6 protein-coding genes are annotated in these 13,538 nt (G+C 64.2%); 2 read left to right on the plus strand and 4 right to left on the minus strand.

The window, feature by feature from the left end; genetic code table 11:
• Positions 1–405 precede the first annotated feature (405 nt).
• Positions 406–1,125, minus strand: a complete 720-nt coding sequence (locus tag ACFSM0_RS04890) for an ANTAR domain-containing response regulator (RefSeq protein ID WP_377387891.1) — start codon at positions 1,123–1,125, stop codon at positions 406–408.
• A 6-nt stretch (positions 1,126–1,131) separates the two neighbouring features.
• Positions 1,132–2,307 carry a transporter substrate-binding domain-containing protein gene (locus ACFSM0_RS04895; protein WP_377387893.1) on the minus strand — a complete coding sequence of 392 codons (1,176 nt, stop codon included), beginning with the start codon at positions 2,305–2,307 and terminating at the stop codon, positions 1,132–1,134.
• A gap of 444 nt (positions 2,308–2,751) precedes the next feature.
• On the opposite strand from ACFSM0_RS04895, the gene ACFSM0_RS04900 reads away from it, so the two are divergent.
• Positions 2,752–4,302, plus strand: a complete 1,551-nt coding sequence (locus tag ACFSM0_RS04900; RefSeq protein WP_377387895.1) for an amidase — start codon at positions 2,752–2,754, stop codon at positions 4,300–4,302.
• Between the two features lie 384 nt (positions 4,303–4,686).
• On the opposite strand, the gene ACFSM0_RS04905 is transcribed toward ACFSM0_RS04900, so the two are convergent.
• Both ACFSM0_RS04905 and ACFSM0_RS04910 read right to left on the minus strand, forming a co-directional pair.
• Positions 4,687–5,433 carry a helix-turn-helix transcriptional regulator gene (locus ACFSM0_RS04905; RefSeq protein WP_377387897.1) on the minus strand — a complete coding sequence of 249 codons (747 nt, stop codon included), beginning with the start codon at positions 5,431–5,433 and terminating at the stop codon, positions 4,687–4,689.
• Positions 5,430–6,554, minus strand: a complete 1,125-nt coding sequence (locus ACFSM0_RS04910) for an MFS transporter (protein ID WP_377387899.1) — start codon at positions 6,552–6,554, stop codon at positions 5,430–5,432. Before ACFSM0_RS04910 ends, ACFSM0_RS04905 begins: the two co-directional genes overlap by 4 nt.
• 613 nt (positions 6,555–7,167) lie before the next feature.
• Between ACFSM0_RS04910 and ACFSM0_RS04915 the strand changes: the two genes are divergently transcribed.
• Positions 7,168–12,891, plus strand: a complete 5,724-nt coding sequence (locus tag ACFSM0_RS04915; RefSeq protein WP_377387901.1) for a beta strand repeat-containing protein — start codon at positions 7,168–7,170, stop codon at positions 12,889–12,891.
• Positions 12,892–13,538: the final 647 nt, after the last annotated feature.

Consider the following 13,538-nt stretch of genomic DNA (forward strand, 5'->3'; position numbering starts at 1 on the left):
ATTTTTTCGACCACCGAGAGCCCCCCGGTTTGCGAGTAAAGCGCACCCACGCGGATCGGCTCGCCCGCGGCAGCGGCGCTGCGCAGATAGCCCGGCAGAGCGAGCGCCCCGGCGGAGAGGGCAGCGGTGGAAAGAAACTGGCGGCGTTTCATGTTCATGAGGTTTCCCTGTTGTTGTTAGCGCAGCAAACCAGCCCCTCTGACGGGACAGAGGTGGTGGGGCGGCGAGTGCGCATTTCTGGAAAGGTCGTCGACAGCGTTGTCGAAACAAAAAGGCCCGCAGGATCCGGGTGAGTGGATCGAAACGGGCTTCGTTGCCTATAGCTGACCACGGGGTGCGTGGCAGGAGAGGATGGCCAAGGGCACGCGTGGCGCCAACTCTGGGATCGTCTCCGATGAAAAGAGCCTAGCGCGACAATTTCCGCGCTGACAAGGGCTTTTCGGGCCGCGGGGGCGAGTTTTTCCCCGCTTTCACAACTTCGCCAATTTCATAGGCGGAAGCGGGGTCCGGCGCGATTGTTTCTGTGCTGTGTGACTCGTTTGCGGCCTCATGTGCGGCCACAAAATCACGCGCCAAAACCTCTATGGCAACGCGTTGCTGCATCGCGCGGGCGCGCAGTTCGCGATGTGCCTCATCTTCGCGCAAATTCTGTTCTGCCATCAGGATCGTCTTGGCGCGGCTCACCATCTGATCGCCCATCACCTTGCGCTTGAAGCGGCGGGCGTCGCGCGCGAGATCCTGCATCCGCTTCCAGGCATTGCGCGCGATCGCCAGATTCGTGAGCAATCCGAAGGGTTTTATCGGGCGCCCGAGCACTGCCATCGCGCCGCTTTCCAGCACCAGTTGCAGCGTTGCCGGGTCTTCATAGCTGACAATGGCGAGAATCGTCGGCCCCGGGTTCGGGATCGCCCGCAGGAACCGGCGCAGCGGCTCGCGGTGATGCCCGTCAATCGACACGAGCAAGATATCTGTGCGCTCAGGCAGCTTTTCGGGCACCGGCCAGATCAACTGCGGAGAGCAGCCGATGCGACGCAAATGGTCGGTGAGCGCGATTCCCTCCTCGTCCATCGGGTGCAAGACCACGACAGAAAGGTCACGAAGCTCTTTCAAAAACGCGTAGGACATGGCCGCTCATTCCTCGATCATCGAGAGGGCGGGGCGCAGGCCCTCAGCATCCGCATGCTCTCCGGGTCCGGTGTTGACGTCGACCAGATACGGGTCAGGGGCCACCGCGCGATCGGGGTCGCTGACAATCTCGTAAGGCGCATTCTCGCGCACCCGGGCCACACGCGGCCAGAGATAGGTGTGGTTGGTCAGCCGGTCCACCCGGACCGGGCCTTGCGGCGCCTCAAAGGCCACCTCGTAAAGCGCGGGCAGCACCCGCTCGATATGGTCATCGCCCGCAAGGGCGAGCGCGCGCGCATAAAGATGCACCGAAAGATAAGCCGCCTCGGCCGGTGCGGTGGCGGGCAGCTCGCACAGCCCCGCGGCGCGGAACACGCGCGCGAATTCGGCCGCTTGCGGCGTTTGCAGCGAGTCAAAGAACGGGGCGGCAATCACATGGCCCTCGGCCGTGCCGGGCTTCATGCGCATCACATCCACCTCAGAGGTGGACTGGCTCGCAATCGGCATGGTCTGCGGGTCAAAGCCTGCGGCGCGAAACGCCTCATAAAACCGGACGATCCCGTCACCAACGATGGTGGAATAGATCATGTCGGGCTGGGTTTCGTAGAGCCGTTGCAGAATCCGGTCAATGTCTTGCTGGCGCAGCTCCAGCGGCACATAGATCTCGTCAATCACCCGCCCCCCCTTGGAGCGGAACAGGTCGGCAACGATGCGATTGGATTCATAGGGGTAAACGTAATCCGAGCCGATCAGGATCAGGCGCTTGCCAAAGGTGTTGAACAGGTAATCCACCAGCGGCACCGAGTTTTGGTTTGGCGCGGCGCCGGTGTAGATGCAGTTGCGCGAATACTCGAACCCCTCATAGAGCGTGGGGTAGAACAGCAACGCATCCTTGGCCTCCACCAGCGGCAGCATGGCCTTGCGCGTGCTCGACATATGCCCGCCAAACAGCACCCGCACGCCCTGTTCGGCGCAAAGCTCATGGGTGAAATCGCGGTAGCGCGCGGGCGTCGAGGCCGGGTCGCGGTAAAGCGGCGCGAGCGGTTTGCCAAGCACGCCGCCGGCGGCATTGATCTCGGCCACGGCAAGCTTCACCGCAGCAATCTGGGTCTTCTCGACCATGCCGGTGACCCCGGTTTCGGACATGATGATTCCGATCGGCCATGTTTCATCGCTGCTCAAGACGCTTCCCTTTCAGAACGCAAAAGGCGGCCTCACCCGGACAAAAGTCCGGAGGAGAGCCGCCCTGCTCAAGGTTTGTCCGGCGAGGAGATGCGAAAGTTCAACGAATGTCAAATACCGTTTTCACCGCCTGCGGCGCGAAGATTAGATCTTGACCAAGGCCGGATCAGATCGCAGGATTTGGCTGTCTCCGGTCCTCCGGGCGATGCGCCTTGGCGGCGTATCCGGGCCACCGGGTGTCAGCAAGCTGCTGACTTTATATGGAAAGCCGCCGCATTTGAGGCGGGACCAAGCTGACAACGCCGTCAGAATCTCCACATCGGACCGATGCTCCGCGCCCCGTGCAGCCCGCTGCCGGTCGCGGCTTTGGTCTGCCCGTTGACAGGTTCGGACCTCGCGTCCGGGCCACGGCGTCGCCATGCCCGGCGCCGGGAAAGGACTGACATGACCATGACAGAAACACCCACGCCTGAACTCGATTCCGCGGCGCTTGGCACGCTCACGATCCGCCAGATTGCCGCAGGGCTTGCGGATGGCCGCTTTACCGCCGAAGGGCTGGCGCGTGCCGCGCTGGCGCAGGTCAAGGCGCTCAACGGCACATACAATGCGATCATCTTTGAAAACGAAGCGGCGCTGGAAACGGCACGCGAGATCGACCGGCGCCGCGCGGCGGGGGAACAGCTTGGCCCGCTCGCGGGCGTGCCGGTCGTGGTGAAAGACCCGATGGACATGAAGGGCTTTCCCTCAACGGCGGGCTGGCGGCTCTTGCATGCCGCGTCCGGCGGGGTCGATCTGATGCCCGAGCGGGACAGCCCGGTGGTGGCGCGGATGCGTGCGGCCGATGCGGTGATTTTGGGCAAGACCAACGTGCCGATCCTGAGCTGGACGGGCACCCATGCCAATGACAGCTGGGCTGGCCCGACGATCAACCCCGCGATCGAGGATCGCGCACCGGGCGGCTCGAGTGCGGGCACGGCGGCGGCGGTCGCAACCCATATGGCGGTGGTGGGCCTTGCCGAAGAAACCGGCGGCTCGATCCAGAACCCGGCCTCGGCGCAAGGCCTTGTGGGCATCAAGCCGACGATCGGGCTGGTGCCAAATGCGGGCGTTGTGCCGCTCTCGGGCAACCGTGACGTGGTCGGGCCGATTGCGCGCACGGTTGAAGATGCCGCGCTCTGCCTTGATGTGCTCGCAGGCTTCACCACCGAGGACCCGAAAACCCTCGCCTCGGTCGGCAAGACCCCGGTGGGCAGCTATGCAGACGGGCTCTCGCCGGAGGGGCTCAAAGGCAAGCGGATCGGCCTTTATGGCCCCGGCTGGCGTTCGGATGCGCTGTCCGAGGAAGCCGCGGCACTTTATGAGCGCGCCAAATCCGAACTTGAGGCGGCAGGCGCGATTCTGGTCGAAGACCCGTTTGCGGGCACCGATTTTGCATCGCTGCGCCAGATCACCCCGGGCACGCCCTTCTTTGACGGGCGCGGGCTTGAATCGATCCCCTATGACATGACCTGCTACCTGCGCCGGCTCGGGCCGAAGGCGGCGCTCAAAAGCTGGGCGGAATTTGTCGAGGCGACAAAGGCGGAAGACCCGCTCGCGCCGGGGGCGATCTTGGGGTATCTGAATGAACTCGCCGATTTCCGCGAAGCGGTGAAATCGCCCGAGACGCCGCCCGCGCTGCCGGAGTTTACCGCGCTGAAAGCGCGTTATCTGCGGCTGATGGACGAGGTCTTTGCCCGCCACAACCTTGATGCGCTGGCCTATCCGCAAATGCTGCGGGAGCTTCCGGGGCTGCATTCGGGCGATGCGATCCTCGAAACCACGGTGGGCGAACTCAATATCGGCGGCTTCCCCGGTGTGACGGTGCCTGCGGGGTATTATGCCTCCGGCGCGCCGTTCGAGCTGATCTTCCTGGGCAAGCAATGGAGCGAGGCGGAGCTTTTGCAATGTGCTTATGCCTATGAGCAGGCCACAAAACATCGCAAGCCTGCGGTCTGAGCCGCACCTGAGAAAGGACCGGGGCGCGCCTGCGCCGCCCCGGTCACCCTGTCGATTTGCGGGCGCGGCGGCACTGCCGTTGAGACCGGGGCGGCGCGCGAACAGCGCCTTCAGGGGCGCGAGGGGCCAACCGGGTCCGTGCGCCGCGCACATCAATGTCAGGGCTTTGCGGCAAAGCCATCAGTGGTGCGAGGCTCACCACTCCGCGGCTGCTTTGGACAACGCGACCACCGCACCAGGGCACGATGTGACAGAAAAGAACACGTAATACTCGGGATGCCTCGGAAACACTCGGTGCAGGGCCACTCTCCCCGCCAATGCGGGAGAGATAGCAACTTCTGGCCGCGCCCCCTATTGGGGAAAAATCCCCATGTTGCAGTGCGGCTACAACGGCAGCAGGTGCAGCAACACCGCCTTCGCCAAGGCCTGATCGCGGGTGCGCGCCTTGAGCTTGCCCTTGGCCGAGGCAATGTGTTTCTCGAACGTCTTTTCCGAAATGCCGAGCCGCCAGCAGATCTCCGAGGGGCGCAGCCCCTGCGCAAGCCAACTCAGACAGTCGATTTCCCGCGGCGAGAGCCGCACAAGCAGATTGGGCCGCGCCCCCCGCACCGCAGCATCCAGCAGGTTCGAGGCGGCAGTCAACTCCGAGCCAAAGCGGGCCCATTCGCGCTGGAATGCCTCTGGCGAGGGCTGCGTTTCAAACCAGATCCCGATACCTGAAAACCCGAGCCGGTGGCCGTCGAGCAAGAGCGAGGCGCCATAGGTCATGCCCAGATCCGATTCGATCTCGAACTGGTGGCGCTGTTTCGGGGTCAGGCTCTCAAGAAAGGAGCCATAGTCGCTTGAGGGCATCCATTCGACCATGCGCGCGCCCCGGTCCATCGCCTCGACCGAATAGTCATTGTCGATCAGCGACTCCGCGCCGACGGCATCTTCCCATTCGCGGCAATAATTGTGGCGGTAATGCACCCCGTCGGTATAGCTCAACTGGAGCAGGTCACTGGCAATCGCGGTGAAGCCGTAAAAGAAGCCGCAACCGCCGCGCGCTTGCAAATAGCTCTCGAACGGCGCGAACGGGTCTTTCGCCGCGGCCAGCGCCTCGGCCAGATCGCACAGGGATTGCGTTTTCATCGCGGCCTCCTGCGCGGGAGCGCCACCACGATCAGCGTCGCAAACAACAGCCCCGCCGCCAAGAATACCCCTTGCGGGTCCATCGCCTGCATCAAGGTGGCGGCATAGATCGGCCCGATCAACGCGCCCGCGGCATAGACCATGCCATAGGTGACATTGGCGCGCAGCAAATCCTCGCCACCGAACCGATCGGCGAGCAAGGCGAGCGAGACCCCGAAAATGCCTTCGATGCCAAAGGCCCAGACAAACAGCCCGGCGAGGAACAGCGTTGCCGACGCGGTTGCCAGAAACGGCAGCCCCAGCGCCCCCACCAGCCCGACCCCCGCCGACAGGATCAGCACCGGGCGCCGCCCGATCCGGTCCGAGAGCATCCCCACCGGCACCGTTCCCAAAAGCGCCCCGAGCGCGCAGACCGAAAGCGTCAGCGCCGCCACGCCCGCGCCCATGCCACTGTGCAGCGCGAAAAGCGAGAGCAGATAGGCGGGAATGTCTTCGAACATCGCATAAACAAGTGCCGCGGCCATCGCGAGCGGCGCAAGGCGCACCGGGGGGGCAAGGTCGCGCGGATGCCAGCGCAGATCCACCGTCGGCGCCGACAGGAACCGGTTGCGCGCGAAGGCCCCCGCCACGAGCCCAAGCAGCAGCGCAACCACGCCAAAGCCGCTCGCCCCCGTGCCAATCAGCGGTTGCAGCGCAGAGCCCAGGATAATGCCGCTCAGAAAAGTGGCATTGTAAAGGCCGATCACACGGCCGCGTCGTGCCTCGGGCGCGGTGCAGGTGAGCCAGTATTCGATCAGGCGATAAATCAGCCCCAACGCCCCGCCGAATAAAAACCGCGCCGCCACCCATACCCATGGATCGTCCGAAATCGCCATCATGCCCCAGGCGAGCAGTGCAACGGCGAGCAGCCCGGGCCCGAGCCGGTCGAGCGCAGCCCGCCGCAGCAGCATCGGCAGGAACGGCACCCCCGCGAGCCAGCCAAGCGCCGGCATCGCAGCCGAAAGGCCGATCAACCGGGTCGAGGCGCCCATCCCGTCAAGGGCAAGGGCGACCAACGGCAAGCTGATGCCATAGCCACAGGAGAGCGTGAAAACGAGGATATAGAAGGGCGTGATCGGCATAGCTGGATCTGCGGGTCGGAGAAACCGGAACGGGAGAGGGTTCTCCATCTGCACTGGTTCCAACAGTTACTGCATCGGTTGCGTGACCTCAAAGGCTTTTCCTCCGGCGATATTGCCGCAGCAGAGCCCGGAGGCGCGTGGCCCGAGGCGCTTTTGCGCGCCTTTGATGCGCCACGGCCCGGATTTGGCGCGCACTCCGCCCCTTAACCGCAAGAGCGAGGCGTCGACAGGACAGGCCGGACATGATGTGGCGCCAAACGTCTTGTCCAGAATGCTTATCGCGATTCGGCCCAAAGCCCCCCCATCAGATTTGATCTCGCCGCGCGCCTCCACGCAATGGAGGTGCATCGGCTCGCTATGAAACCTGTTCAAAAGCTGCGCCCGGTCATGCGGAAAAGCAGCCCAGGTTTTGCCCCGCAGTCCCACTGAAAACGTATTTTCCATCATTTTCAAAATTTTATGGAGGCGCGCGTCGAATTGCCAGAACCGCGCCCCCTGCCCCGCCCCGCGCGATCGAGACATTCTCTCGCAGTTTTGGCGCGATCAAAGGAAATAAGGCTTCTTTCACCTCTCAGAGCTATCCAGAGGCATCGCGTTCTGGAGCGTGTTGTTCATGTTGTTCACGAGTTTCGCCCGTTCTCTGGCCCGGATCACTCTTCTGGTGCTTGGCCTTGCCGCTACCGCGCTGCCTGCGCAGGCCGCAAATTTCTCCATCCTCGATCTCTATTCCGCCGATGGCGTGAACAGCAACATTCGGTTGCTCGACAGCTTGGGCGATTATAATCCCGGCGCCAATGCGGTCTTTACCTCCGACCCGGATAGCGCCACCTTCGTGAACTCGCTCAGCTCGGGCGTTCTTTACGGATGGGTGACTTGCGACGAGCCCGCCATCTGCGGCGCTGGATCGCGCGGCTACTTCAACCGCCGGGCCCCGACCGGATCGACAACCATCTCCGCCGTGACCTTCGTCGCGGAAACGGGATCTCCGCTCCATAATTTCTTTAACACCACCAGTTTTCTCGTGGTGATCGGCAACGCCGCGACCTACCAGAGCAATTATATCAACGGCACCACGGTCTCGGCCTCGGCCAACGCCACCGGCACCGCCATTGCCGAACAGCTTGACGCCTATTTCGGCATCAGCGCCGCGGCAACGGTCTCGACGATCAGCAGTGCGAGCGCCGCAGAAGGGACGAACCTCGTCCATACCGTGACGCTTTCCGCGGCCACGACCGCGGTTCAAAGCTTCACGTTGACCCTCACCAACCAGACAACGAGCGCCTCCGATTACGGCGCGCTCAGCTTTTCCAACGGGGTCACGCTCTCGGGCAGCACGCTGAGTGTTCCGTCCGGGGTCTCAAGCTTCACCATCACGGTTGCCGGGGCGCAGGATTATCTTGTTGAGTCGAACGAGACCTATCAGCTTGCGCTCGGCGGCGTGACCGCAACGGGCACCATCACCGATGATGACGTGATCGCCTTCCATGCCGAGAAAACCTCTGTTTTCAGCGATGTGGACAATTCCGGCGGACCAAGCGCAGGCGACAGGCTCGGCTGGACGATCACCGTTTTCAACGATGGCACCGTGCCGCTGGGCGGGCTGCGCATCGCTTCCGATACGATGCGCCGGGCCGACAACACCACGATTTCCGGCTTCGGCGCAGCGGATTTCGCGCCCGCGAGCATCGCGAGCCTCACCGCAGGCAATAGCGCGAGTTTTACCGCCAGCTATACGCTCACAAATACAGATATCGACAAGGGCGGGGTGCGCAATAGCGCCAGCGTCGGCGCAACCCCCTCGGGCGGCAACGAAATCTTCGATACCACAGATGATGGCGACGACACCGATGGCAACACGGTGGATGACGCAAGCGAATTTCTGTTTACCGCCCCCGCCGGGATCGCGCTCGTCAAAACCGCGACGCTGCACGATGACGATGGCACACCGGGCGTGAGCGCGGGCGATACCATCGCCTATGTCTTCACCGTCACCAACACCGGCACCGTGACGCTGACAAACGTTACCGTCAGTGACCCGAAGGTCATTGTGTCGGGCGGGCCGCTCGCAAGCTTGGCTGCGGGCGCCTCCGACACGACGAGCTTCACCGCAAGCTATACGCTGACGCAGGCGGATGTCGATGCGGGCAGCGTCTCGAACACCGCGACCGTCACGGCCAAAGACCCGTCGAATGCCGCGGTGAACGATACCTCCGGCACCGCGCCGGGGAACGACAGTGCCACCGTCACCCCGCTCGCGGCAAACGCCGGGATCGCGCTCGTCAAAACCGCGACACTGCACGATGACGATGGCACGCCGGGCGTGAGCGCGGGCGACACCATCGCCTATGCCTTCACCGTCACCAACACCGGCACCGTGACGCTCACCGATGTCAGTGTCAGTGACCCGAAGGTCACCGTCTCGGGCGGCCCGCTCGCCTCCCTTGCCGCGGGCGCCTCGGATACGACGAGCTTCACCGCCAGCTATACGCTGACGCAGGCCGATGTCGATGCGGGCAGCGTCTCGAACACCGCGACGGTGAGCGCCAAAGACCCCTCGAATGCCGCGGTGAGCGATACCTCCGGCACCGCGCCGGGCAATGACAATGCCACCGTCACCCCGCTCACCGCGAGCGCCGGGATCGCGCTCGTCAAAACCGCAACGCTGCACGATGACGATGGCACGCCGGGCGTGAGCGCGGGCGATACCATCGCCTATGCCTTCACCGTCACCAACACCGGCGCCGTGACGCTGACAAACGTCACCGTCAGTGACCCAAAGGTCATTGTGTCGGGCGGGCCGCTCGCAAGCTTGGCCGCGGGCGCCTCGGACACGACGAGCTTCACCGCGAGCTATACGCTGACGCAGGCGGATGTCGATGCGGGCAGTGTCTCGAACACCGCGACCGTCACGGCCAAAGACCCCTCGAATGCCGCGGTGAGCGATACCTCCGGCACCGCGCCGGGCAATGACACCGCCACCGTCACCCCGCTTGCGGCAAATGCCGGGATCGCGCTCGTCAAAACCGCAACGCTGCACGATGACGATGGCACGCCCGGCGTGAGCGCCGGCGACACCATCGCCTATGCCTTCACCGTCACCAACACCGGCACCGTGACGCTCACCGATGTCACCATCACCGACCCGAAGGTCACCGTCTCGGGCGGCCCGCTCGCCTCCCTTGCCGCGGGCGCCTCCGACACGACGAGCTTCACCGCCAGCTATACGCTGACGCAGGCGGATGTCGATGCGGGCAGCGTCTCGAACACCGCAACGGTGAGTGCCAAAGACCCGTCGAATGCCGCGGTGAGCGATACCTCCGGCACCGCGCCGGGGAACGACAGTGCCACCGTCACCCCGCTTGCGGCACATGCCGGGATCGCGCTCGTCAAAACCGCGACACTGCACGATGACGATGGCACGCCGGGCGTGAGCGCGGGCGATACCATCGCCTATGCCTTCACCGTCACCAACACCGGCACCGTGACGCTGACAAACGTCACCGTCAGTGACCCGAAAGTCACCGTCTCGGGCGGGCCGCTCGCAAGCTTGGCCGCAGGTGCTTCGGATGCAACCAGCTTCACCGCCAGCTATACGCTGACGCAGGCCGATGTGGATGCGGGCAGCGTCTCGAACACCGCGACGGTGAGTGCCAAAGACCCCACGAATGCCGCGGTGAGCGATACCTCGGGCACCGCGCCAGAGAATGACAATGCCACCGTCATGTCGCTTGCGGCAAATGCCGGGATCGCGCTCGTCAAAACCGCGACGCTGCTCGATGACGATGGCACGCCCGGCGTGAGCGCGGGCGACACCATCGCCTATGCCTTCACCGTCACCAACACCGGCGCCGTGACGCTGACAAACGTTACCGTCACCGACCCGCTCGTCACTGTGGGGGGCGCCGCGCTCGCGAGCCTTGCGCCGGGGGCGAGCGACAGCGCGACCTTCAGCGCGCATTATGCGGTGACGGCGGGCGATGTGCTTCTTGGTTATGTTTCGAACCAGGCAACGGCTGAGGGCACCTTTGGCGCCGCCACCCAGGTTGCGGACCTCTCCGGCACCGCGCGCGACAATGACGCGGTGACGGTGACCTTCCTGGGTTCCATCGGCGGCAGCGTGGCCAACATGAGCGGCCTCGTGGCCGGGGCGATCGTGAAACTGATCGATGCCACCACCGGCGCGCTGATTGCCGAAGTCACCACCGATGCACAGGGCAAATACAGCTTCATCGGCCTCAAGCCCGGCGAATTCTGTGTCAGCTTTGAGCATTCCGAGAACGAAGCTGTGCTCGCCACCACCGGCACCTCAAAAGGCGCCGATGCGAATGGCGACGAGGTTTGTGGCATCACCATCGTGCCCGGAGAGAACAATGCGGTCACCGGCATCGACGCGGTGATGGTCGACCCGAGCGGGGTGATTTATGACGCGGTGACGCGGTCTCCCATCGAGGGCGCCACCGTCACGCTGCTCTTCAACGGCGCCGCCGTGCCCGACAGTTGGCTTGCAAGCACGGGGGATGCCAACAATGTGGTCACGGGCGCAGACGGGCTCTATTCCTTCCTGCTGCAATCGCCTGCGCAAAGCGGCACCTACACGCTGCAAGTCACCGCGCCGGGATATGAGACCTCGACCTTGCTGCCGGCACAGACGAGCGCCCTTGTGCCTGCGATCGGGCTTGGGGTCGAGGCGGTCGTGCCGTTCTCGAGCGCGCCCGCCACGGGGCAAGAGACCACGCATTACCTTGCCTTCGTGATGAGCTTCCCGGACTGGACCAATTCTGCGGCGCTTTCGAAAGGGGTGATCCACAACCACATCCCGCTCGACCCCGCCGGGGTGGCCACCGCGCTGCGCCTGACCAAGACCGCCGATGTGAGCGATCTGTCGAGCCCGGCGCAGGTGGGGGACGTGATCCGCTACACGATCACGGCGGAAAATGGGGGGGCGCTGCCGCTGACGGCACCGGTGCTCGACGACCCGCTCACCACGGATGAGGCGCTGGTGACGAAAGCTGGCGTCAGCGATGACGGCGTGCTCGATCCGGGCGAAACCTGGGTCTGGACCGCGACTGTCACGCTGGATGCGCAGCTTCTGGCGCAAAAGCAGATCGACAACCTGGCGACGCTGACGGGCGTGGATGCCTGGGGGGGGACGCAGGAGCTTGAGAGCAGCCCGACGGGCAACGAAACCTTCGGCGCCGGCAATGGCACGGCGACGGTGGTGGCGCTGGACGGGTTGATCGACGAAATCCGCCTCGAACTGCGCGAGATCCTGCGCGACGATCTGGAAGAGACGCTGGCGCGGCTGAGCGACTCGTTCTCGGGCTATTCCAAGGGCGCGGCGGCGCGGCTGCGGGCGGGTGTGCCGGAAGGTTGCCCGGATCCGGCCGACCCGGACAGCGATCTGACGGTCTCGATCGCCAACGGGCAGATGACGGCCAATGGCGGCTATGCGCGCGAGCATTATGACTGCCAGCGCCGCGAATGGCGGATCGACACGCTCGAATTCTCCGGCGCACGCCGGAGCGGTTTTGGCACGCAGGCCCTGTTCAGCTACACCCACCGGCTGGAACGGATGCCCGATGAGATGCGGCTGAACGGGCGGTTCTTCGGGGTTTACGGCAGCCATTCAGCGGTATCTGCGGGCACGGCGGAAGGGGCGATCAACGGGCTTGGCCTCTTTGGCGGGATTTACGGCGCGCGGCGGATCGCCGGCGAGGGGATGTTCGATTATTACCTCGGCGCGGCAGCGGGGCGGCACAGCTTCAGCTTTGATTTTGCGCGCGCGCTCACGATCCATGCGAAGGGTGATTACAGCTACTTCGCGGTTCTCGCAGGCGGGGCGCTGTCGCGGCAATACCGCACCGACCGCTGGCTGGTCACACCGCGGCTCGGCCTTGATCTCGCCTATGCGCCAAGCGCGAATGTCTCGGTCACGGCCACGCAGGGCGTCTATTCGGAAACCGGCGGCTTCGGGCTGGGCGCCGTGGGCAACTGGCGGCTCTTCCTTGAGACGGAGTTCAGCAACGCCCTGCGGGAGGCGGAAAACCTGCCCTATCTGCTCACCCTCACTCCCTCGCTTTTGTGCGAAGGCGGGATCGAGCAGGGCAGCGCCTGCGGCTTCGGCCTCGGCCTCGGCCTCTTTGGTCAGGATGCCGATGAAGAGAGCCAATGGTCCGCCGAAATCGACGCCAGTGCAACGCGCGCGCGCCACACTGTCGCGCTGGAGCTGAGCTACACGCGCAAGATCGAGCAGCTCAGGGGCGCGCTTTCCACCGGGCTGATGCTGGAAGACGGCCAACGCCCCGTGGTGACGCTCGCGCTCGATTCGCGCTTTTGAAGGCGCTCGGGCATCGGCCTGCGCCGTTTGCCCGGCCCCCCTCCCGTCAGATCGAGGGCCCCCGACCGCCAGACCGCCGAGACCCGCATCCGGGTTGCTCTCCTGAACCGCGTCATGCCCCGCCCCGCCCGAGTTCGAGGGCGACGGTTTCACCTGCCGGCACCGCATCAAATCGCGCACGGGCGGCTTCTGTCGAACGGGTAGGTCGGCATCGTGACGATTCTGCACGAGCGGTTGCATCAGATGGGGCGGTTCCGGGTGGATCTTCCGAAGTGACGGATGCCTCCGGCGACGATTATCCGCGCTGTCGATGGGGGCGCGACAAACCTTGGCCAGCTGTTGACAAGATTTTGGAACGACGAAAGCCGGGCGCCATGCTCAGCATTAAGTCTTTGCGTGTTTTTATTTTATGATAACTTGGGGTGAACCGCCGCTGTAGATTTACCCGGTCTGAAATACGCAATCTGACCGGCTGCATGCCCGGACTCGCCGCTTACCCACGGGGGCCCTGGGCGCTTCCCTTTGAATTTGCTCAAGCTGGAAAGCATCGGTCATATGATTGCTGGCCCGGCGTTAACACTTCATTAACGATCACGTGTGATCTAATCATCTTAAACCGTCCAGGAGCGCGTTTCGTGCAGGCTCAG

The organism is Rhodobacter lacus (assembly GCF_042683065.1).
Lineage (GTDB): Bacteria > Pseudomonadota > Alphaproteobacteria > Rhodobacterales > Rhodobacteraceae > Rhodobacter > Rhodobacter lacus.